This is a genomic window from Pontibacter flavimaris, assembly GCF_001907195.1.
Classification (GTDB): domain Bacteria; phylum Bacteroidota; class Bacteroidia; order Cytophagales; family Hymenobacteraceae; genus Pontibacter; species Pontibacter flavimaris.
Genome location: NZ_LVWA01000010.1, coordinates 66,148 through 88,411, shown reverse-complemented (window position 1 = coordinate 88,411; position 22,264 = coordinate 66,148). Strand labels below are relative to the sequence as shown.

The 22,264-nt window shown below is 53.6% G+C and carries 22 protein-coding genes; 12 read left to right on the top strand and 10 right to left on the bottom strand.

The annotated features are described in order from the left end of the window. Positions 1-154 precede the first annotated feature (154 nt). The 4 genes from A3841_RS15750 (at position 155) to A3841_RS15735 (ending at position 3,591) form a co-directional block, all read left to right on the top strand. Entirely contained in the window at positions 155-1,144 is a 990-nt protein-coding gene (locus tag A3841_RS15750; protein ID WP_073853632.1) for an aspartate-semialdehyde dehydrogenase, read from the top strand. A 293-nt stretch (positions 1,145-1,437) separates the two neighbouring features. Then, positions 1,438-2,721, top strand: a complete 1,284-nt coding sequence (locus A3841_RS15745; protein ID WP_073853630.1) for a restriction endonuclease — start codon at positions 1,438-1,440, stop codon at positions 2,719-2,721. Positions 2,722-2,817: 96 nt separating this feature from the next. After that, a complete protein-coding gene (locus tag A3841_RS15740) occupies positions 2,818-3,030 on the top strand; it encodes a PLDc N-terminal domain-containing protein (RefSeq protein ID WP_073853628.1) in 213 nt (70 codons plus the stop codon). Positions 3,031-3,057: 27 nt separating this feature from the next. Then, positions 3,058-3,591, top strand: a complete 534-nt coding sequence (locus tag A3841_RS15735; protein WP_073853626.1) for a GNAT family N-acetyltransferase — start codon at positions 3,058-3,060, stop codon at positions 3,589-3,591. Between the two features lie 126 nt (positions 3,592-3,717). Here the strand turns inward: A3841_RS15735 and A3841_RS15730 are convergent, their stop codons facing one another. From A3841_RS15730 to A3841_RS15715, 4 genes are all read right to left on the bottom strand, one after another. After that, complete coding sequence (locus A3841_RS15730; RefSeq protein ID WP_073853624.1) at positions 3,718-4,860, bottom strand: FAD-dependent monooxygenase; 1,143 nt, start codon at positions 4,858-4,860, stop codon at positions 3,718-3,720. Between the two features lie 196 nt (positions 4,861-5,056). After that, on the bottom strand, positions 5,057-5,572 hold the full coding sequence (locus A3841_RS15725) for a hypothetical protein (RefSeq protein ID WP_139307986.1): 516 nt from the start codon (positions 5,570-5,572) through the stop codon (positions 5,057-5,059). A 75-nt stretch (positions 5,573-5,647) separates the two neighbouring features. Further along, positions 5,648-6,724 carry a lysylphosphatidylglycerol synthase transmembrane domain-containing protein gene (locus A3841_RS15720; protein WP_073853621.1) on the bottom strand — a complete coding sequence of 359 codons (1,077 nt, stop codon included), beginning with the start codon at positions 6,722-6,724 and terminating at the stop codon, positions 5,648-5,650. A 103-nt stretch (positions 6,725-6,827) separates the two neighbouring features. Further along, the gene (locus A3841_RS15715) at positions 6,828-7,598 is read right to left on the bottom strand and encodes a segregation and condensation protein A (protein ID WP_170866217.1); all 771 of its coding nucleotides are present in this window, start codon (positions 7,596-7,598) and stop codon (positions 6,828-6,830) included. 365 nt (positions 7,599-7,963) lie between these two features. Between A3841_RS15715 and dxs the strand changes: the two genes are divergently transcribed. The 3 genes from dxs to A3841_RS15700 all read left to right on the top strand — a co-directional run bounded on the left by dxs (position 7,964) and on the right by A3841_RS15700 (position 11,272). Further along, on the top strand, positions 7,964-9,880 hold the full coding sequence (gene dxs, locus A3841_RS15710) for a 1-deoxy-D-xylulose-5-phosphate synthase (protein ID WP_073853615.1): 1,917 nt from the start codon (positions 7,964-7,966) through the stop codon (positions 9,878-9,880). Between the two features lie 159 nt (positions 9,881-10,039). Beyond that, positions 10,040-10,414 (top strand): GxxExxY protein, encoded by a 375-nt coding sequence (locus A3841_RS15705; protein ID WP_394332895.1) that lies wholly within the window; start codon positions 10,040-10,042, stop codon positions 10,412-10,414. A gap of 81 nt (positions 10,415-10,495) precedes the next feature. Further along, positions 10,496-11,272 (top strand): alpha/beta fold hydrolase, encoded by a 777-nt coding sequence (locus tag A3841_RS15700; RefSeq protein ID WP_073853611.1) that lies wholly within the window; start codon positions 10,496-10,498, stop codon positions 11,270-11,272. Between the two features lie 462 nt (positions 11,273-11,734). Here A3841_RS15700 and A3841_RS15695 read toward each other — a convergent pair whose 3' ends face one another. Next, positions 11,735-12,148 (bottom strand): hypothetical protein, encoded by a 414-nt coding sequence (locus A3841_RS15695; protein ID WP_073853609.1) that lies wholly within the window; start codon positions 12,146-12,148, stop codon positions 11,735-11,737. A 168-nt stretch (positions 12,149-12,316) separates the two neighbouring features. On the opposite strand from A3841_RS15695, the gene A3841_RS15690 reads away from it, so the two are divergent. Further along, positions 12,317-12,646 carry a LysM peptidoglycan-binding domain-containing protein gene (locus A3841_RS15690; protein ID WP_073853607.1) on the top strand — a complete coding sequence of 110 codons (330 nt, stop codon included), beginning with the start codon at positions 12,317-12,319 and terminating at the stop codon, positions 12,644-12,646. A gap of 620 nt (positions 12,647-13,266) precedes the next feature. On the opposite strand, the gene A3841_RS15685 is transcribed toward A3841_RS15690, so the two are convergent. Continuing rightward, complete coding sequence (locus A3841_RS15685; protein ID WP_073854225.1) at positions 13,267-13,686, bottom strand: nucleoside-diphosphate kinase; 420 nt, start codon at positions 13,684-13,686, stop codon at positions 13,267-13,269. Positions 13,687-13,905: 219 nt separating this feature from the next. On the opposite strand from A3841_RS15685, the gene A3841_RS15680 reads away from it, so the two are divergent. From A3841_RS15680 to A3841_RS15670, 3 genes are read left to right on the top strand one after another with little or no spacing between them, the layout of a single operon-like run. Then, positions 13,906-14,928 (top strand): DHH family phosphoesterase, encoded by a 1,023-nt coding sequence (locus A3841_RS15680; protein WP_073853605.1) that lies wholly within the window; start codon positions 13,906-13,908, stop codon positions 14,926-14,928. 25 nt (positions 14,929-14,953) lie between these two features. Further along, positions 14,954-15,931 (top strand): FKBP-type peptidyl-prolyl cis-trans isomerase, encoded by a 978-nt coding sequence (locus tag A3841_RS15675; protein ID WP_073853603.1) that lies wholly within the window; start codon positions 14,954-14,956, stop codon positions 15,929-15,931. 9 nt (positions 15,932-15,940) lie between these two features. After that, a complete protein-coding gene (locus tag A3841_RS15670; RefSeq protein ID WP_073853601.1) occupies positions 15,941-16,450 on the top strand; it encodes an FKBP-type peptidyl-prolyl cis-trans isomerase in 510 nt (169 codons plus the stop codon). Between the two features lie 527 nt (positions 16,451-16,977). Here the strand turns inward: A3841_RS15670 and recO are convergent. From recO to A3841_RS15650, 4 genes are all read right to left on the bottom strand, one after another. Further along, entirely contained in the window at positions 16,978-17,691 is a 714-nt protein-coding gene (recO, locus tag A3841_RS15665) for a DNA repair protein RecO (protein WP_073853599.1), read from the bottom strand. After that, positions 17,692-19,995 carry a type IX secretion system anionic LPS delivery protein PorZ gene (porZ, locus tag A3841_RS15660; RefSeq protein WP_073853597.1) on the bottom strand — a complete coding sequence of 768 codons (2,304 nt, stop codon included), beginning with the start codon at positions 19,993-19,995 and terminating at the stop codon, positions 17,692-17,694. It abuts the gene before it with no gap. Between the two features lie 15 nt (positions 19,996-20,010). Beyond that, the gene (locus A3841_RS15655) at positions 20,011-20,607 is read right to left on the bottom strand and encodes a thymidine kinase (protein WP_073853595.1); all 597 of its coding nucleotides are present in this window, start codon (positions 20,605-20,607) and stop codon (positions 20,011-20,013) included. Positions 20,608-20,735: 128 nt separating this feature from the next. Further along, a complete protein-coding gene (locus A3841_RS15650) occupies positions 20,736-21,059 on the bottom strand; it encodes a 2Fe-2S iron-sulfur cluster-binding protein (protein WP_073853593.1) in 324 nt (107 codons plus the stop codon). A 33-nt stretch (positions 21,060-21,092) separates the two neighbouring features. On the opposite strand from A3841_RS15650, the gene A3841_RS15645 reads away from it, so the two are divergent. After that, positions 21,093-22,211, top strand: coding sequence for a hypothetical protein (locus A3841_RS15645; protein ID WP_073853591.1), 1,119 nt, complete (start codon positions 21,093-21,095; stop codon positions 22,209-22,211). Positions 22,212-22,264: the final 53 nt, after the last annotated feature.

The window sequence follows — 22,264 nt, the reverse complement described above, 5'->3', positions numbered from 1 at the left end:
TTCAGAACTATTACGGGAGCCGGTTAGAGAAGTTAAAGAGTTGGGGAGTTTAGGAGTTTTGAATGAGCGATGGAGTGAATCCGTGCACTAAACAATCAACAACTTAACTGGCCAACAATTAAGAGATTAACCATTTAATTATATACCCTAAACAATGAAAGTAGCAGTAGTAGGCGCCACCGGATTGGTAGGCGGCGAGATTTTGAAAGTACTGGCGGAGCGCGACTTCCCGGTAACAGAGTTGATGTTGGTTGCTTCTGAGAGATCTGTTGGTAAACAGATGGCGTTTAAGGGTAAACAGATAAAGGTTATCGGGATGCAGGACGCGATTGCGGCTGCCCCGCACATTGCTATTTTCTCTGCCGGCGGCAGCACCTCTGCGGAGTGGGCGCCCAAGTTTGCCGAAGTAGGCACCGTGGTAGTAGACAACTCGTCAGCCTGGCGCATGGACCCCACCAAGAAGCTGGTGGTACCGGAGATCAATGCCAAAGAACTGACCAAAGAAGATAAGATCATCGCCAACCCGAACTGCTCGACCATCCAGATGGTGGTGGCACTGAACAAGCTGCACGAGGAGTTGAAAGCAAAGCGGATTGTGGTGAGCACCTACCAGTCGGTAACAGGCACGGGTGTGAAGGCGGTGGAGCAGCTCATGAACGAGCGCGAAGGCAAAGAAGGCGAGAAGGCATACCCGTACCCGATTGATTTGAACGTGCTGCCGCACATCGACGTGTTCACGGATAACGGCTATACCAAAGAGGAGATGAAAATGATCCTCGAAACCAAAAAGATCATGAGCGACGAATCAATCCGCGTGACGGCCACGGCAGTGCGCATTCCGGTAATGGGCGGCCACTCGGAGTCGGTGAACGTAGAGTTTGAGAAGGATTTTACACTGGACGAAGTATACCGCATCCTGAACCAAACTGAAGGCGTGAAGGTGGTAGACGACGTGAAGAACCTGCAGTACCCGATGCCAAAGGACGCCCACGGTAAAGACGAAGTGCTCGTAGGTCGCGTACGCTTAGACGAAACCCAGCCCCGCACCGTGAACCTGTGGATTGTGGCCGATAACCTGCGCAAAGGCGCTGCCACCAATGCGGTGCAGATTGCTGAGTATTTGGTGAAGCACGAGCTGGTATAGCTCTTTGCGACACACGTAGCACGTATCAGGTAGCACGACAAAGTATAAGTATGAATTGCTCATCCGGACTTCTCAGTCCGGAGGTAAACTGATGGGGACTTCCGGGTCCCCATTTTTTATTTGCGCGGGGTTACGCGGATTTGGATATCTGCGGCAGATTGGGCTTGGGCTTGGAAGTCTGGAAGAGCGGGGGAAGTAGAAGACGCACTATTAAAAATAATTTAATATATTCACTTAGTATTATCTAAGAGTGTTCATCTTAAAGGTCTTATCAAGACTTACGCCAATTTAAAATGAAAAAGGTATCCTTCAAAGAAGCAGCTATTCAAATTCTTAATGAAGCTGACGAACCATTGTCTTCTCAACAGATTGTTGAAATCGCACTAGAGAGAGGAATCATTGAAACTTCTGGTGCTACACCTGAAGCAACCATGGCAGCCCAGCTCTATACAGACATAAACAAAAATAAACACTCAAAATTTAAGAAGGTTGGCAAGGGGAAATTTGCTTTAAAAAAGCAGAAAGAATCAGCTAATTCACCTCTACTTGCCATTCAAGCGCAGAACGAATTAGTGAAGCAAAAGCTGATTGATAAAATCCAGAGTATGGACCCGTTCCAGTTCGAATACCTCACCGCGGAACTATTAAGAAAGATTGGCTATGAAAATGTTGAAGTAACTAAGCGCAGTGGAGATAAAGGAGTAGATATAACTGCTAACTTAACTGTTGGCGGCCTTACTAATGTAAAAACGGTAATTCAAGTTAAAAAATATCAGAAGGGGAATAACATTTCAGGAAAGTATATTACACAGTTAAGAGGAAGTGCAGAGGTAGACCAGAGAGGATTGATAATAACAACCTCAGAATTCACCAAAGATGCATATAGTGAATCACGAGCTATAAATAAAATGCCAGTAGCTCTTGTAAATGGCTCAAAGCTTATTGATTTATTATTTGCTTATAAGGTAGGCGTAAAGGAAGAACTAGTAAGGGTCTATTCTATAGACACTGAATTATTTGAAAATGATTCTACTGATTCAGAGACAAAAACAAGTGACACTAAGAATCGCTCCCTTTGGCCTCTCCCTGGAGGGACATATTCCTTTGTCGACACATTGCAAAATTTCCTAAGCTTTGTCGAAACATCAAATAGCTCTAGAAAGGATTTGGTTAATTGGTTTATTAACAATTATGATAATGTCACTTCTGTGAAGACAGCTGATGGATATGTGAATGTCCCTAAGAATATGGGGTTAATAAACTTCAACAATGGTGTTTGCTATCTCACTAAGAGTGGAAAGGAGTATATCAAAAATAAGGATAACGAAACCCTCTTTAGAATTACATCAGAAAACATACTTGCTTTTGAGGAAACATATGAATTTCTGTTAAACAGCAATGAAGACAAATCAGATTATGATGTTCTAGAATTTATAAAAGATACTTTCCAAGTAGAGTGGAGTACTTTGGCACAGGTTAACTTCCGTCTTCAGTGGTTGATGAATATGGGAAGAGTTGAAAAGGTAGGAAGTAACTATATTGCCATATCTAACAAAGTACTTGAAGCCGTTGAGTAATCGTAATAAATACTACGCCCCTGCTCCTTTGGATTTGCAACGCAAAACAGCGACTATCTAAATAAAGTATAAAACACAACCTCAAAACAAACGCATATGGAATTAGTCTCCGCCCCAACAGGCCTGATCATCTGGCAAATGTTCATAACGCTGCACGTGATTTTGTTCGTAATTGCCTGGGTTATGATCCTGCGCAACAGCAGACCGAATGCTATTTATACTTTGGCCTGGCTGCTCGGCACACTACTGCTGCCTGTCGTTGGCCCGGTAATGTACTTTGTAAGGCGCCGCTCGTTCAGCAGAGTATAAGCTAAAACAGCCTGAGGCACGTGCTTTATGCCCATCCACCCCATCCACACCGACAGGCTTGTACTTATCCCCTTCACCCTGGAAGTGGCGCGGGCACTTTTGGCTTTCAACACAAGTATACTTGCCGAGATCGGCCTGCAGCCCACCCGCTTCTGGCCCGACCAGGAAAGTATGGATACCCTGCCCCGGATCATTAAACGGCTGGAGCAACTACCGGAGCCAACCGGTTTTGAGTCGTGGATGATCGTGCTGAAGCGCAATGCCACGGTTATCGGTGATGCCGGTTTTAAAGGAGCAGCGAACAAGGAAGGGGCTGTGGATATCGGCTACTCCATCATCGAGCAGGAACAGCAACGTGGCTATGGGCTGGAGACGGCCCGGGCACTGGTAGGATGGGCTTTCCGGCACCCGCAGGTAAAAGCCGTGACGGCAAACTGCCTGCTGGAAAACGCGGCATCGATCCGGCTGCTGGAAAAACTGGGCATGCAGGAAACTGTGCGGGACGATGAGCTGATCTACTGGCGACTGACAAAACCAGCCACGAGCCAATATTACACTTAACCTGTAAGTGCCAGTTTGCCTAGCTAAGTAGCTGATAGCAACTCCTAAAGAACTATCGTGCTGAACGGCCGACGGCGGCTAACGCATAAACCAGCTATACTTTCGGAGTCGCCTTTAATTTCTGCTTCAGAAATCCACTTTATAGAGATCTTCCATCTGCCGCTGCGTTATGAACTTTGGCATGGCCCTGAACAGTGTATTTCGGAAGCGGCCCAGCAGCGGGTGGCGCCAGTGCGCTACCTCCCCCAGCCTCCTCGACAGCTCGATCACTTTGGCTGTCCGGGGCATTCTGCGCTTTTCATACTTTCTAAGGGCCTTGGCCAACTCCGGTTCCTGCTGCAGGCACTGCGCCAGCACCACGGCGTCTTCTATGGCCTGGCAGGCACCCTGACCCATGTTAGGGGTCGTGGCATGGGCGGCATCGCCGAGCAGCACAACGCGGCCATACACAAAATGCTTCAGCGGCTTTAAATCGGCAATGTCGTTCCAGATGAGTTGTTCCGGGGCCGTGGAGGCCAGCACCGCCTCTACCGGCGCGTGCACCTTCTCGAAATGGCGGGCCAGCCTCTCGGGCGTCATGCGGCGCATTTTCTCGTCGCGCTGCGGGGCGTTGATGCAGGCGTACCAGTAGATCTTATCGTCCTGCAGTGGCGCTATCCCCACGCGGCCTTCGGGTGCCCAGGTCTCTGCCGAGATCATGGTGTTGATGTCCACTCCTGGATTATCGATGACAGCGCGCCAGCAAGTATAACCGGCATAGCGCGGTATGCTTTGCGGCACCAGCTGCTGGCGCACCACCGAGCTGATGCCATCGGCGGCAATGAGCAGGTCGGCCGTGGCCTGGCTCCCATCCGTAAACATGACCCGTACCTGCCCGCCCTGTTGCGTTACCTCCTCGCAGCGTTTGCCCAGTACCAGCGAGTTTGGCTGCAGGTGGTTGCAGAGCACCTCGTGCAGGTCGGCGCGGTGAATCACAAAGTTGTTGATGCCATACTTGTTGCTCAGGGGACGGGTATCCATGTTGCTGATCACTTTGCCGTGCTCATCAAAGATAACGAGTGCCTCCAGCTGCTTGCCGCGCGCTATCACCGCCTCGGCCACGCCCAGGCGGGCAAGGCCCTGCATGGCGTTGGCGGCAAGGCCCACGCCTGCCCCAAGTCCCAGGATCCTGGGCGCCGCTTCGTAAACGGTTGCTTCTATGCCTGCCTTCTGCAGGGCAAGCGCCGCGCACAAGCCTCCTATACCTCCTCCTATTACAATGGCTTTCATGTGGCTGCTAGTTTGATAGACCTCGACAGCATACGCTTCATAAACTCATACTTCCCGGCGGCACACAGAGGTGCCGCGCGGGCAGGGCGCTGTTCTTTATTTTACGCAATCCAGTGGCTTTGCAGCCTTACATTACCCAAACAATCAGGACGCGTGGAGCAACACAAAAAAAGCCGGCTTGTGCCGACCTTTATACTTACTCCGCCACGGCGGCCTCTCCCTCCGGGCACTTGTTATCCATCAGCAGCCGGATGTTCTCCACGCAGGGCACAGGTATGAAAGCATAAACCTGTTCTTCGCCGCTGCAGTACTTAAAGCTGGCAAACTCAGAGCGGCTTTTCGGGTAAACCCATTTGTCGGCCTCGCAGCCATACACAAACAGCGGGAAGTCGTTGTAGTAGTAATCCACATAAGAAACCACTTCCCCGTCCTTCACAAACAGCAGGCGGCGGTGGTTGTCCGGCACCGCGTCTCCCTCCCATTTAAACCCGATCGCGTCGCTGATGGATTTTTCATCTTCATTCGGCTGGAAGAAGTACATGGTGTCCCAGTCAAAATCGGTGAGCTCGGCCATGCGGATGGTCTTGTAGCCTTCCGGGCCAACCTCCCCCCCGGTCACGGCGGCTTTCAGTTTCTCGTTCAGGGCGGTGTTGCTGCCATTGCAGCCTGCCAGAAGCAGCAGGGCAAGCAATGGCCAGATGCATCGTTTCATCAAAGGGTGTTTTATACTTTGGACAGATGAAGGTACGGCTTTCGGCTTAACCTCACAAACGAGTTATACTTTGCGCTAGCGCTTATACTCCTCGGCCAGTTCTTCCCGCTCCTGCGCTTGCCGCCCGAACACCTTGGCCACCCACTTGGGCAGGAAGAAGGAGCCCAGCACCAGGTATGGATAGTAGGTGATGAGGCGGTAAAGCACCACCACCACGCTGGCAAAGCCCCCCAGAAACAGGCCGAAGAAGCTCGGGAAGGCCATCTCCACAATACCCGCTCCACCCGGCGTAATGGCGATCAGCATCACGATCCAGAAGATGAGGTTGCGGGAGAAGATCAGCAGGTGCTCGCTGAAAGAGACATCCACAAAGGCGGCGATGAGGCAGTTGAGCAAAAAGTAACGGGCGCTCCAGACAAATATGGTGGAAAGTATGGCGCGGGCCCAGTAGTTAAAATCCTTGCCCCGCAGCTGCTCCGACGCCCACACGATCTCGTTGCCGTGCTGAAAGGCATTTACGCGCCACTTGCGCAGAAACCCGATGGAGGTGATCTTGAGCAGCAGCCACTTAAAGGCGCGCGGGCGCACGAACAGCGCGTAAATCATGATAAAAGTATAAACCGCTATCAGGGAGTAGCTGATGTAGAAGGCCATCTTCAGCTTGTCCACGTCGGAAGGGTCCAGGTTAAAGGTCGGGAAAACCTCTCCCTGTGTGGCCAGCAGGGCAATCGGCGCGGCCAGGATAAAGAACATGTTGTCCAGCACGGCCGTGAACATGACGTACGCCAGCGACTTGCCCAGCGGGATGCCTTCCTTGTTGAGGATGATGGTGGCCACGGTGGTGCCTCCCACCACGGAGGGCGTAACGGCCGAGGCAAACTCCCAGAGCATGATCACATCCAGGCTGTTACGCCAGGTCAGGAACTTATCGGTCAGGGAGCGGATGCGGTAGATGTAGCCAAAGTCGCGGATGACCAGCACCACCAGCGCCGCCAGCAGCCACCAGATGTTGGCCTGGGCTATACCTTTCAGCTCACCAATCTTATCGTCTTTGATAAAAAGCCAGGCGGTGGCGGCCAAACCCAGCAATACCGGGATCAGCACCTTTACCGGGCTAAAGCTTTTAAGTATGGTTTTCTTGTTCTGATCCATCTGACGTGGTAATTGCCCCGAAACGGCGCTGGGCCAGGGCGGGCGTAAAGCTATGAACAATTAGGAATACGCCCAAAACCAGGCGTAGTTAGTGGCCCGGCCGCTACTCCACCAGCAGCTGCGTAACCTGGGTGGCCTGCCCGACGGCCTCGGTGATGAAAAAATCGTTGAAGCCCTCGCCCACCTCCAGCCCGACCAGGTTGAGCTGCAGCATGTCCAGGATGGCCAGGAAGTTGAAGATCATGCCGATCTTGTCGGGAAACTCCTCGATCAGTTTGGAGAAGGCCACGCGGTTGCGCTGCTGCACCATGCCCAAAATAACATCGCGCTGCCCCTCGATGGTGTACGGGTATTGGATAACAGTATGCTTTGGCCTGTTCTGCTCCTCCTCAAAGCGCGTCATCACCTTCTCGAACACACGCATGATCTTGTAGAGGCTCAGGTCCTGCAGCTCGTACTCGAAGTGGTTGGCGTTGGCGATCTGCTGCAGCTCCTGGTGTATGTTGCCACGGTTCTCCTGGGCCATGCGCTGGTCCTCCATCTGCGAGAGGTCGGGCACGGCGCTTTTATACTTCTTATACTCCAGCAGGTGCTGCACCAGCTCCTCGCGTGGGTCAATCTCGTTTCCCTCCTCGTCCTTCTCCACGCGCGGCAGCAGCATTTTGGCCTTAATGCGCATCAGGGTGGCGGCGGTAAGTATAAAATCGCTGGCCACCTCGATGTTGAGCTGCTCCAGCTGCTTCAGGTAGCCCACAAACTCCGTGGTGATCCGGAAGATCGGAATGTCGTGTATGTCGAGCTCATCGCGCTCGATAAAGAACAGCAACAGGTCGAACGGACCCTCAAACAACGGTAATCTTATCTCGAAACTCACCTTATCAACTCATTTTGGGGCGCGTGTGGCTGCGCAGGTGGCAAAAATAATCATTTTAAGCGGATTGCGAACGTCCGCCTCTCTGCATCAACCTAAACAGGCGGGGCATGGTTCACAACTATTTTATCCTCATAAAGTATATAGCAGAATGCTTATGCCTCAGCCGGGCATGCCCGCTATGCCCTAGCGGCCCGATGCAGGAAGGTATACATTTTTAGACATATATCACGCCGGCCGCCTGGGCAGAATTAAGTGGCGGCATGTGTTTTTATATTTATTAACTTTACGGTTTGGAAGAAAAGGCACGCGTGCTTTTTAAACTTTAACCCGATTTTTTTGTTTTAAGGGTCTATAAGGACAATTCTATGATAATCAAACCCGGAGAGCTGCTTGCCTCCATTAACTCGCCTGCCGACCTGCGCAACCTGAAGCAGGAGCAGCTTTTGCAGGTGACCCAGGAGCTAAGGCAGTATATCATTGATGTCGTGTCGATTCATGGCGGCCATTTTGGCGCCAGTCTGGGTGTGGTGGAGCTCACTGCGGCGCTGCATTATGTGTTTGACACGCCTTATGACCAGCTGGTGTGGGATGTGGGCCACCAGGCGTACGGGCACAAGATCCTGACCGGCCGCCGCGAGGTATTTCACACCAACCGCAAGTATGGCGGCATCTCCGGTTTTCCCAAGCGTAAAGAAAGCGAATACGATACCTTCGGCGTGGGCCACTCCAGCACCTCTATTTCGGCGGCGCTGGGCATGGCCGTGGCCTCCAAGTATAAAGGCGAGGACAAGCGCCAGCACATAGCCGTGATCGGCGACGGCGCCATGACGGGCGGCATGGCCTTCGAGGCCCTGAACCACGGCGGCGTGGCCAACGCCAACCTGCTGGTGGTGCTCAACGACAACTGCATGAGCATCGATCCGAACGTGGGCGCGCTCAAAGAATATTTAACGGACATCACCACCTCCCGCACCTACAACAAAATGCGCGACGAGGTATGGAAGATACTGGGCAAGATCAGCAAGTTCGGACCGGATGCCCGCACCATCGTCTCCAAGATCGAAAACGGCGTGAAGGCGGCCATCCTGAAGCAGAGCAACCTGTTCGAGGGGCTTAACTTCCGCTACTTCGGCCCGATCGACGGCCACGATATCAACCACCTGGTATCGGTGATGGAGGACCTGAAGCACATTCCGGGTCCGAAGATCCTGCACGTGCTCACCACCAAGGGCAAGGGCTTTGCCTTGGCCGAGAAAGAGCAGACCAAGTGGCACGCGCCCGGCACCTTCGATAAAATCACCGGCGAGATCTATAAAAAGCACTACGACACGCCGCAGCCACCCAAGTACCAGGACGTGTTTGGCCATACGATTGTGGAGCTGGCCGAGCAGAACCCAAAGATCATGGGTGTGACGCCGGCCATGCCGTCGGGTTGCTCACTCAACATCATGATGGCGGCCATGCCGGATCGCGCCTTTGACGTGGGCATTGCCGAGCAGCATGCCGTTACCTTTTCCGCCGGCCTGGCGACGCAGGGGCTGGTGCCGTTCTGCAACATCTACAGCTCGTTTATGCAGCGCGGCTACGACCAGGTGGTGCACGACGTGTGCCTGCAGAACCTGAACGTGGTTTTCTGCCTCGACCGGGCCGGTTTTGCCGGTGCCGATGGCCCAACCCACCACGGCGCCTACGACATTGCCTACATGCGCTGCATCCCCAACATGGTGGTGGCCGCCCCGATGAACGAACAGGAGCTGCGCAACATGATGTTTACCGCCTCGCAGGAGGACATGGGCCCGTTCACGATCCGTTACCCGCGCGGCGAGGGCGTGATGCCCAACTGGCGCACCCCGCTGGAGCTGCAGCAGGTAGGCAAAGGCCGCACGATTCAGGAGGGCGAGGAAGTGGCTATCCTTACGTTCGGACATATCGGCAACTACGCCGTGGAAGTATGCCAGAAGCTGGCTTTAGACGGCATTAACCCAGGCCACTACGACATGCGCTACGCCAAACCGCTGGACGCCGAGCTGCTGCACCACATCTTCACCAAGTATGAGAAAGTGGTAACCGTGGAAGACGGCTGCCTGCAGGGCGGCTTCGGAAGCGCGGTGCTGGAGTTCATGGTCGACAACGGCTATACTTCGCAGGTGAAGCGCCTGGGCATCCCGGACAGAATTTTTGAGCACGGCTCCCAGCTGCAGCTGCAACACGAGGCCGGCTTCGCCCCAATCGATATTGAAAACACGGTACGCGAGCTGGCTGGCGTGCCGGTGAAAGTATAAGCTAAAGTATAAAAGCAAGAATCCAGAGCAGAGCCTCGCAGTGTAAAAGCTGCGGGGCTTTTTTTGTCTGAATCAGGATTTACAGGATGTTAGGATGGACAGGATTTCTATTTCACAATTTACATACTTATAGTTGATACCGTATAGCACCTCATGCAGTTGGAAGACATCACATATAAAGTAATTGGCTGCGCTATGAAAGTGCACAATACGATGGGTAATGGTTTTCAGGAAGTCATTTATCAACGATGTTTGGCTATAGAACTCGGACTTGCAGGAATTGGCTTTGAGCGTGAAAAGGAACAGCCAATATTTTACAATAGCATTGAAGTAGGTAACCGCAGAGCTGATTTTATAGTTGAGAATAACATTATGGTTGAAATTAAGGCATTGGTAAATTTGGAAGACGTACACCTGGCACAGGCTAAGAATTATGTTTTTGCCTACAACTTGCCTGTAGGTCTTCTTATTAATTTTGGAGCAAGTAGCCTACAGTATAAAAAGATATTCAACAGCAGGTATAAAGGGCAATAAGAGCAATTTCAAAATCAATTTTATACTTTCGAAGGCAATCCTGCCAATCCTAACATCCTGTAAATCCTGATTCAGACAAAAATGGCAAACACCTACACCGACCACGGCTCCGGCGACACGCTGGTTTTCCTGCACGGCTTCTGCGAGAGCAAGGAAGTATGGGCCGAATTCACCAAGCCGCTGCAGCACAAGTTCCGCATTATCGCCCTGGACCTGCCGGGCTTTGGCGAGAACACGCAGAACATCAGCAATTATAGTATGGAAAGTATGGCCAACTACGTGAAGCATAAGCTGGAGGAACTAGGCGTAAGCCGGTGCATTCTGGTGGGCCACTCCATGGGCGGCTACGCAAGTATGGCCTTTGCCGAAAAGTATGGCGGCATGCTGCAGGGCCTCTGCCTTTTCCACTCCTCCGCCCTCCCCGACACCGACGAGAAGCAGGAGCAACGCGATAAAAGTATAGAATTTGTGGAGCGCAACGGGGTCATCAGCTTCATCAACCCGTTTATAGAGCCGCTTTTCTTTAAGGGTAACCGCGAGCGACTGCAGCAGGAAATTGAGATGATGAAGGAAATTGGCCGCGCCACTCCGCAGGAAAGCGTAACCGGGGCCCTGGCCGCCATGCGCGACCGCCCCGACCGCTCCGATGTGCTGCGCAAGGCTCCTTTCCCGGTGCTGTTTATCTTTGGTAAGGAGGATGGGGCCGTGCCGATGGAGAAGGCGCTGGAGCAATGCCACCTGCCGGGCAACAGCATCGTCTACTTCCTGGAGAAAACCGGCCACATGGGCATGTTCGAGCGCCCCTACGAGACCCGCAAAGCCGTCGAGACATTCGCGAAGACTATTTTTGAGAGTTAGAGAGTTGGGGAGTTTGGGAGTTAGAGAGTAGGGCTTCGTGCTGGTTCTTGACCTCTTTTCATACTTTTTAAAGTATAACTTTCCTCTCCGGAGAGGGAGAGCTCCTGCCGGAATATAAGGTCTGCTCACGTAAGGGACGGGTTGATATCCTGCAGCTACGGCGGCTTCATTAACGCGAACGCAAATTTCAAGGCATGTCAACGCGCCGCCTTGCTGACTCTCAAATTAACGCACTTCACCCGCTATGCAGGCTGTAGCATGAATCTACCGTGTAACCCGCCCCCTTGCGTAATACGCATACTTTCGCGGTGGCCTGTGTACTTCATACTCTTGGCTATCGGGCCTTTAGCAGGTCTGCTCTCCATGCGCCCACTGCTGCGCAAATAAAAAACGGCAGCCCGCATATTGCAGGCTGCCGCTAAAATCGAAACTTTTATCTATACTTTAAATCAGGCTAAATAGTTAGTCCTGCAGCTCCATTTCCATCACGGTGCCATCCGGAGTTCGCAGGTCCATTTCGTCGTCGTCTAGTTTCATCACCTCGAAGTTCTCCGTCATGTCGGCACCCTCAAACTGCAGCGACAGGCGCTTGCCCGTCTGGTCGAAGGTCCAGGTGCCGGTTTGCAGGGCGGAGCCTGCTCCCAGCGCGAAACGTCCATCGGCATAAAACTGCATGGTCTGGTCCTGCTCGGCATCCGTTAGTTTCTCCTTGTCGCCGGCGGCGTTCTTCTCCTTATCGGCTACCCAGGTCTTGCTGCTGGTGCCCGAAATCATACTTTCTGAGCCCACTTCCTCTTTGTTCCCGCCACAGCTTGTTATCGTAATGGCCAGCAACAGGGCCAACAGGCCGTGCCAGCTGTTCTTTAACTTATCCATAGTTTTATCTTATTGTTGTTCTGACTGATGCTTACGGCCTGTAAAGCTTTGTCGTTGCAAAGGCTGGCACAACTAACTGCTATAAGCGGCGTATCTTACTGTATGCTACCTGTTTTTAACAAACAGCAGCGCTTTTGTGTAAAAACTTTGATTTAAAAATATATCGATATGGGACTATTAGATTTTTTTAAGAAGGGCAAGGAGGAGCCCGCCAATAAATCAGGCAATATCTCCTCTAAGAATGTGCAGACGCCTCCGGGCACGCAGCCGGTAAGCCAGGGCACCAGTCCATTTGGCACTACCGGCACCGGCAAGACAGCCAATGCCAGCCAGGACGTTTACACTGTGCAGAGCGGCGACTCGCTCTCCAAGATCGCCAAGAAGCACTACGGCGACGCCAACGACTGGAAGAAAATCTATAATGCCAACAAGCAAACGATCGGCGACAACCCAGACCTGATTCGTCCGGGCCAGCGCCTGTCCATCCCAAGAGACTAAAAATACCTGTTTGTGTTGAAGGTAGAACAGCCAGCCCCCTTTCTGGGGTTGGCTGTTTGTTTTTATACTTGGGCTATATTTTATACTTGCATAGCCGCTGCTTCCTTCCACTTGAACTAAGCTATCTTTTCTAGCAACCGCTGATCCTATAGTTCTCACATACCTATCGTTGCATTTCTAGCTTTGGCTCCCTCAAGCCCGGGAGGGCTCGTCCTCGGGCATCGCGCTGTGTTCCCTCCTGCGCCAGGGCGCTGCCCTTTCAGGGCACCGGATCTCACAAGGCGCTCAACCCAAGGACTGGGTATCATTCGATAGCTTCGGCCTTATTGTCATTTCATTCGAGATGACAGTGGAGTAGTAAGTATAATTCCCCTCTCGGGAGGGGTTGGGGTGGGTTTATACTTGTACTTGTAGGGACAGGTCGCGACCTGTCCGCGCGAAGGCTGTAGCTATAGAATTTATACTTTAGCTGATGCAACTTGAACCGAACTCCCTCCCCTGTTTTTAGGGGAGGGGCCCTCGATAAAAGGGGAGGGCTGGGGTGGGGCGACTCCAAACAAAAAAGCCCACCAGGCATAACACCTGGCGGGCTTCTCAATCAATAAGTATGCTTTTGGTGCTTAGAAGCGCTCGTCGGCAGCGAAGAAGAAGTCGCCTTCTATCTGCGCGTTCTCGTCAGAGTCGGAGCCGTGCACGGCGTTTGCCTCGATAGACTTCGCGTACTTCTTGCGGATAGTGCCTTCTTCGGCCTGGGCCGGGTTAGTGGCGCCGATCAGCTTGCGGAAATCTTCCACGGCGTTGTCTTTCTCCAGGATCATCGCCACGATCGGGCCGGAAGACATATACTTTACCAGGTCGCCGTAGAACGGGCGCTCTTTGTGCACTTCGTAAAACTTGCCTGCGCGCTCCTCTGTCAGTCTTGTCTTTTTCATCGCCACAATGCGGAAGCCGCCTTCCTCGATCATCTGGGTAATGCCGCCAATATGGTTTTCTGCCACTGCATCAGGCTTAATCATGGTGAATGTCTTGTTTCCGGCCATGTTGTCTTTTACGTTATCGTTAAAAATGTCTTCTTTGGTTTGCAAAACTAGCGCATTTCAGGCAATATTGGTATATTTTTCCGCTATCTTTCGTGAATTTCCCGCGTTGTGCCGTGGGTGCCGCAGCACCCGTGAACGCGCCCACTGTTGCTTTAGACGTATTTTATTCAGAAATTCGCGCCTTATATCCTTATTAGTCAGAGGATTTATACGTACCCTATGCATGATACCGACGCTCTGAAAGAGCTTCTGAAAGAGCCTAAAGAGGTGATGATCACCACACACCACAAACCGGACGCGGATGCGCTGGGCTCCTCGCTGGGCCTGGCCGGCTACCTGAAAAAGAAGGGCCACCGCGTTACCGTCATCACGCCTTCCGATTACCCCAATTTCCTGAACTGGATGCAGGGCAACGAGGATGTGCTCGTGTACTCGGAGAAGAACGATGCCCTGGTGCAGCGTATCGTGAAGGAGTCGCAGGTGATCTTCTGCCTTGATTTCAACAGCCTCTCGCGCATAAACGAGATGGGGGAGTATATCCGCCAGGCATCCGGCACGAAAGTTTTGGTGGACCACCACCTGCAGCCGGAGGACTTCGCTGATCTGAACTTCTCCATTACCAGAGCCGCCGCCACCGCCGAGATCGTATATGACCTGATAAAGGCCATGGGTGATGCCGAGCTGATCGACACCGGCATTGGCGAGTGCCTCTATGCCGGCATCATGACCGACACAGGCTCCTTCCGCCACCCGAGCACCTCGCAGAACGTGCACCTTATCATCGCAGACCTGCTGCACATTGGCGTGAACACCTCCAACATCCACCGCCTGATCTACGACAGCTCCACGGAACTACGCCTGCGCTTCCTGGGTTATGCCCTGAAGGACAAGCTGGTAGTGCTGCGCGAGTATAACACCGCTTACTTCGCCATCACAGCCGAGGAACTGAAGGCCTATGACTCCAAAACGGGCGATACCGAGGGTTTGGTGAACTATGCGCTCTCCATTGAGGGGATCGTTTTTGCCGCCCTTATCATAGACCGCTCGCAGGCCGTGAAGATGTCGTTCCGCTCGGTGGGCGATTTCTCGGTAAACGAGTTTGCCCGTGCCCACTTTAATGGGGGCGGCCACAAGAATGCAGCCGGCGGCATGTCTATCGACACGCTGGAGAACACGGTGGCCAGGTTCGAGAGCCTGCTGCCGCAGTACAAAGACCAACTGCAGCACGCCGCAAACAGATAATAACCTTATATCAAACTATACCTAGATGTTATTTAAAACTAAATTTTTGCTGCCGGTACTGGCCGGGGCACTGGTGTTGCAGGGATGCAACAAGAACAACGACGAGTTTTATAAAACGGCTGATGGCCTGACTTATAAGATCTTTGAGAACAACGACAAAGGCGAGTATGAGAACAAGGGCAAGGTAGCCCCGGAAGACTCGACAGGAGCCAAGATCGGCGAGTTTGTGGCCTTCCACTGGCAGATGGTGAACTCCGAGGACTCGATCTTTGTAGACACCCGCGAGCAGGTGCCGGGCTTGCCCCGCATTATTCCGGTAATGGAGCCAACCATGAAGGGTGGATTGGAGAACGCGTTCATGATGCTCTCTGCCGGCGACAGCGGCGTGTTTAAGCTCAACGCCGATACCCTTTTCGCTAAAACCTTCGGACAGCCGCTTCCCGCCTTCGTGAAGCCGGGCTCAGAGATCACTTTCCGCATTAAGGCCGAGCGTGTGATGAACCAGGCCGAGGCCGAGACCTACCAACAGGAGCTGATGCAGCGCTACATGGAGGAGTCTAAGGTGCGTGCCGAGAAGCAGATCAAGGTAGACGACGAGGCGATCCAGAAATATCTTAAGGAGCAAAACCTGGAGAACGCGCAGAAGACCGAGTCTGGCGTTTACTACGTGGTAACGGAGCAGGGCAAGGGCGAGAAGCCAGTTGCCGGCGACGTGGTGGCCGTACACTACAAAGGCACCCGCCTGGACGGCAAGGAGTTCGACTCGTCTTACAACAACCCGATGTCTGGTGGCGAGCCGATCCGTTTCCCGCTGGGCCAGGGCCGCGTGATTCAGGGCTGGGACGATGCGATTGCTGAGCTGAACAAAGGCAGCAAGGCTATCCTGCTGATCCCCTCGCCGCTGGCTTACGGAGAGCAGGCGCCAAGCGCGGACATCCCCGCCAACAGCATCCTGCGCTTCGACGTGGAGCTGGTTGATGTTGAGAAACAGCCACAACAGTAAGTATAAAATATGATTGCTATACTTAAGCACAGCACCGGAAGCCGCCTGCTGCAGGCGCTTCTGTTGCTTGTAGTTATACTTGGCTTCGCGGCCTGCAAAAAGGACAACACGCCTCAGAAAGAGAAGGACGACAAGCAGATTCAGCAGTACTTCCAGGCAAACGGCATCGATCCTGCCACCGTAACCAAAACCAGCAGCGGTTTATACTACCAGCAACTGGAAGCAGGCGCCGGCGACAAGGTGTTTCCGGGAGATGTGGTGTCTGTACATTATACCGGCACTTTGCTGAACGGCACCAAATTCGACTCCAGCGTTGACAGGGGAAAGCCTTTCGAGTTTAAGGTTGGAGTCGGCGGAGTTATTGCCGGCTGGGACGAAGGCTTGCCATACATGCGTGAAGGCGAGAAGGCCAGGCTGTTTATTCCCTCTCATTTAGGGTATGGCAGGCAAAATTCCGGACCTATCCCCGCAAACTCTCCTTTGGTTTTTGAGATAGAGGTGCTGGATATTTTACCGTAACCATACTTTTTACAGAACAAAAAGCCGCCGGGGTTATACTTCCCGGCGGCTTTTTTTATACTCCCATACTTCAAAGAATATGGTTTTATGCTTCCACTCCTCCGCTTTCCATACTTTTATACTTTAACCTAAGGGGTAGTTAACGAACCCATTCCAGAGAAGGAGATTCCGAAAAGTATAACTTGACTCTCCTGCCAGGGATAACGCGTTTCATACTTTATTTTGTCATCCTGAAAGGATCTTGGTAGCAAGTCGCGGAGGCTTAACCTCCCGGGGGTAGGAACCCGCTTTTTCTACAAGGTTCCTTGGCAGCATGGCAGGTGGTTTAGAGTCTTTGTGGGTAGAAGGAAAAGCATCCTTCATTACATAGGCTGATGCGGCTCGCCCACAAGATCCTTTCAGGATGACAGAGGAATGTATACCTGTTCCCCTTTATCTCAGCAACCTACACTTTATACTTTAAAAGTCTTTTGTCTAAAGTCCTTTTGTCGTGATACATGATACGTGTGTCGTGCTACGTAATTCCCTTACTCCGCCAGCACTTCCGAAAGTATAGCCAGTGATTTGATGTCGCCCAGCTTGTCCACATGCAGTTGGTAGTAGCGAATGAGGATATCGAGCAGCTCGCGGCGCACACGGCCGTTGGGAATGGAAGCGTAGTCGGGTGCCTGCAGCAACTCATCGAAATACTGCTCGTGCACCTGCATGGCCAGCACGGTGGGCGCCGAGGTGGCCGACTGCGCGTTCGGCGAGAACGCCACCTGCTCCACCACCTCAGCCCCGGAACTTGGGCCAAAGCCTAAATGGGAACTCAGCTGCAGCAAAAACACCAAATGGAAGTTCTCAAAACCCTGGTCCATCTCATCAAAGGTGGTGATGGCGCTGTACAGGAAATGGAACAGCGGCAGGTTCTCCTCCTCCTCCTTCACCGTGCGCGACACCACCTCCGAGAGGAACAGCACGATGCTGCTCTTGCGGATATCGAACGGGACGGACACAAGGGAGTAGTCGGTTCTGAACTCGGAGATGCGCGAGAGGCCGCCGCGGTGCGAGGTGTAGACCACCATCTCCAGCAGCGTGAACGGCTGGAACAGCGCCACACGCGAGCCGTTGCCCTTCTTGCGCACGCCGTTCACGATGTACGACTGCACGCCCAGCGCCTCGGTATAGATCTTGGTGATGATGGACGTCTCCCTATACTTGATGTTGCTGAGAACGATCCCCCTTGTCTTGACTAACATTTACTCGAGTACGGCTATTTTACTGATACAGGTTTGGTCGCCATTGCTGCTCATGACCAGGTATACTCCGGCCCTGACGCGGTTGCCGTTGTAGTCGCGCACGTTCCAGGCGAAGGTGCCGCCCGTGGCTTTGCCCTTGTACACCAGCGCGCCCGCCACATCTGTAATACGCACATCGGCGTTGTTTGGCAAGCCCGAGACGCCGACTTCCCCGGTAAAATCCGGGCGCACCGGGTTGAGGAACACCATGGCGCAATCGGGTTTTCCTTCCGTGATGGTGGCGGTGGAGCGAAAAGAGGCTACCCCGGCATCGGTGGCTACAAACACCTCCCCCGACTGGTGCTCCACGCCTACGGCGTATACTTTGTCGGAGGGCAGCGGGCTGTTCTGGGTGGTGAAGTGGTGAATCTGCGCATCGCCGTCGGCGCTGAAAAGCCAGAGCCCGTTATCGGTGCCGACCCATTTGCGGTTGGCCCCGTCCACAGCTATACTTCTAACGATCTGCCCGTCCAGCAAAGGGCGGCCCTCTATGATGGGGATGCGCGCATCGTAGCGGCCCGACTCAAAAACCAGCGCGGTATTGTAGTAAATGCCCACACCACTAGCCGTGCCTACCCAGATGTCGCCGTTAAAATCTTTGGCCATACTATACACGGCGCCGCTCGGCAAACCGCCGTTGCCCTCGCCCACGCCCAGCGTTCGGGTGCGGTTCTGCTGCTCGTCGTATACCACCAGGCCGCTGCGGCTGTTGCCTTTCCTGGCGATGGAGAGCCATTTCTGCCCGTAATCATCGATCACTAAGGAGGTAAAGTTACTGGCATCCGGAATACCATCTAACGTATACGATTGCCAGCTGCCGTCGGGGCTTAGCCGGTGCAGGCCGGGTGTGCCGGGTTGCTGGCTGGGGTTCACTGCCCATACATTGCCCTCAAAATCCACGGCCACGTCTGTTACGAGCACCTGATCGGTAGCGATTGTCGGCAGCAGCGGGCTGTTTTCTTCCTTATAAAGTATGGCTTTCTCCGGCCCCTCCCACTCGATTAAGCCGCCGCCAAAGCTGGCCAGGTACAGTTTGCCGGTGATAGGGTTGAAGACAGCGCTGACTAAATCCTGCCCTATTACAAAGGAAGGCTGCGGGTAGAGGGCGCGGTTAAAGTTTTGCCATTCGCCGTTGCTGTAAGTATAAAAGCCGCTCTGGTTGTTCTGTGGCTCATAGCTCTCGTTGTAGCCGCCCCCCAGCACGTACACCCTGCCGCCGTAAGTATAAACCCGGAAGCCGTTGCTAGCGTAGGGCCCGCCGGGCGCAAAGGTGGCAGCCTCAGAATTGCTGAGGCTCATTCTTACCAAACCCTTCGCCTGATCGGCCAGCCATACTTCGCCGTTGGCGGTGGTACTAGCTTCCTGCGGCTGCGTGAGTAACGTATGATTTAAAGTATAAATCCGACCGCTGGCATCCAGCACCAGCACGCCTTCTGCGGAAGTTATACTAAGGTAGGCATCCGTGGCATTTATACTTTGTACTGTGGCCCCGGCAGCCAACGCGGTTTCACTCCAGCTCTCCCCTTCAGAAGTATAAACGCCGCTGCTGGTGCCCGCATACAGCTTTCCCCGAAAAGCCGCCAGACTGGTAACAGCCGAACCTTCAGGCAAACCGCTGCTCTGGCTGCTCCAACTCCTGAAATCCTGCAGGTTGGTGCCCGAAAGGGACGCGGAAAGGACACCGAGGCTTGTCGCCAGGTAAATTTTATCCCCAAGTATGGCTACGTCGGTGGCGTTTATACTTTCGCCGCTGGGGCCGAGGCTCCTGTAGGTTTCCTTCACCTCGCGCTTTGGCAGGTCCAGCACCACCACGCCAAAGGAGGTAGCCAGGTAAGCCAGCTGGTTAAACGTATAAATGCGGTTGATTTTCTTCTCACCGGCAATGCTTTTCCGGAAGATGTCGGCGATGGCGTAAACGTTGTTGCCCTGCAGCAGGTCTACTTTGCTGTTGTGGTAGGCGATGAGGAGGGTGTTGGTGGCTTCACTAAAAGCGATGTCGCTGATCTGCTGCTCGCTCAGTCCGTCTACCTTGGAGATGGTTTCGGTGGTGTTGAACTCGGTATCGTAATAGAAAAGACCCCGCTCGGCGGCCAGGTATACTTTGTCGCCGGCCACGGCCACGGCTTTGCCCTGGTGGTAAGGCACATGCACCTGCCAGCCCCCAATCGGCACCTGACTCTGGGCCTGCGCCGTGCTGCACCAGCACAGCCATACCAGCAGCAGGCAGGGCAGGTATTTGATGCAGGGGGCAAGTATGGCTTTCACGGTCTCAAGTATAAATCAGCTATTCTTTTGCTTCATGCCTTCTGTGAAGCAGTGGCGGCAGCGGGCCTCGTACGAATCCGTCTCGCCCAGCAGCACCTGCTTCTCGTCGGCGGCGTTACGAAACGAGTAGTTGGCAATGTCGCCGCACTGCACGCACACGGCATGTACTTTGGTCACGTACTCGGCCACGGCCATCAGCGCCGGCATCGGCCCGAAGGGCTTGCCCAGGTAGTCCATGTCCAGTCCGGCGGCAATCACGCGCACCCCGCTGTTAGCCAGCTTCACGCATACTTCGGCCAGGCCATCGTCGAAGAACTGGGCCTCGTCTATGCCCACCACATCGCAGCTGCCACCCAGCAACAGCATGTCCTGGGCAAAGTCTATGGGCGTGGAGCGGATGGCGTTGGCATCGTGCGACACCACATCCTCCTCGTGGTAGCGCTTATCCACGGTAGGCTTAAAAATCTCGATCTTCTGCTTGGCGATCTTGGCGCGGTTCAGCCTCCTGATCAGTTCCTCGGTCTTGCCCGAGAACATCGACCCGCAGATCACCTCAATCCAACCTTTTCTGTTAACATGGCTTTTGTTGCCTACGCGCGGTTCAATAAACATATTGATTGCTGGTTGCTGTTTGTTGATTGTTGTCAGGTGTAATTGCAACGCCCTTCAAAAGAACAATCAGCAATTGACAATCAACAATAAAACTTTCTAACTTTTTAACTCTCTAACTCCTAAACTTTCTAACTGCTATACTTCATGTGCGGCAGCTTGGTCTGCTCGGGCACCTTTCCGATAATTTCGCCGCCGGTTAAAGTACACTGGCAGGTCAGTCGTTCGTTATCCTTCAGGCGGCCTTTGTCGCGGTAGCGGATCTCGGGAGCCGTGAGCGGCCCGGTGTGCTCCATCCCCTGCAAAACAATGATGCGGCAGGTGGTGCAGCGGCCCTTGGCTCCGCAGGCGTGCATCCAGTCGGTGCCGCGTGCCTGCAGCGCCTTCAGCAGCGTTTGCCCCTCGGGCACCGTTACCTCCAGGTTCGCCAGGTTTTGCACCTTTAACTTCGGCATAATTTTATAACTTTACAGGAGAAAGCGACAGCAATGGAAGACAAATATAATCAATTACGCCTGGAACGGTACAGCAAGGAGCTGGCAAATCTGCTCTGCGACCGTCATTTTGCATCTCACGACACCCTGAACGGCCCGCAGCTGATTAGTTTTACGCCCATCAAGCAGGTAAACCTGTTTGTAATAAAGGAGTTGCTGCTGAAGTGGCACCACGAGATGGCCAACCTGCGCAGCCCCTACTTTGATTATGAGCACGAGGAGGTGAAAGAGGCCTTGGTGAACTTCATGAACGTGCTCTCGCGCAAGATCCTGATGAAGCGCAACGCCTTTGAGCCACTGCTGCAAAAGGCCATCTACGACACGTTCCTGATCATACTGGCACCAGTGGCCACCTTTGAGGAAAAATTCCTGCGCATACAGGAGGAAATCACCCTGCCCAAGCTGCAGGAGAACCTGAAGTACATCGACCTGGACAAGCAGCTCTTCGCCGGCTTTATCGAGACGCTCTCGCCCAGCAGCCGCGACCGCGAGTACATCCTGAGCCGCTTTAAGCTGTACATAAACGCCAACCAGGGCCTGCGCACGCCACTGCAAAACCTGGTGGAGCAGTTCAGCGCGCTGCTGCCTGTAACAGAGGCGGAGATACTGGAAGCAGAGCAGGCGAAGGCGCCATCGTTCCTGGACAGATCTGCCTCTGCCGCCAAGCCAGCCCCCGCCGCCCCGGTGCAGGAAAAGGACGTGGTGGCCCCGATACATACTGCCCAGCGCGAAGCAGCGGCCCCTGTGGCACGCCCCGCTATGTATAAAGAGGAGGACGACGAGCTGGAAGAGGTGGCAGCCAACGCACGGCCTACCCTCAACGACAATTTCCGCAAAGCGACTGCCTCCTCTGTGGCCGACGCACACAGCAACCGCAAGATCGACTCGCTGAAGAACTCCATTTCCATCAACCAGCGCTTTAGCTTCATCAACGAGCTGTTCGACGGCGACAACCTGACCTATTACCAGACCATCCAGACGCTGGATAGCTTTAACGATGTGGCCTCGGCCACGCAGTACGTGACCGGCACCCTGGCCGGCAAGTATGACTGGAGCCGGAAGCAGGAGCACGTCGGTAAGCTGCTCCGCCTGATAGAGCGCAAGTTCGACTAAGGCGCTAATACGCAAGTATGACCGGGAGCCGCTGCCAACACAGCGGCTCCCGG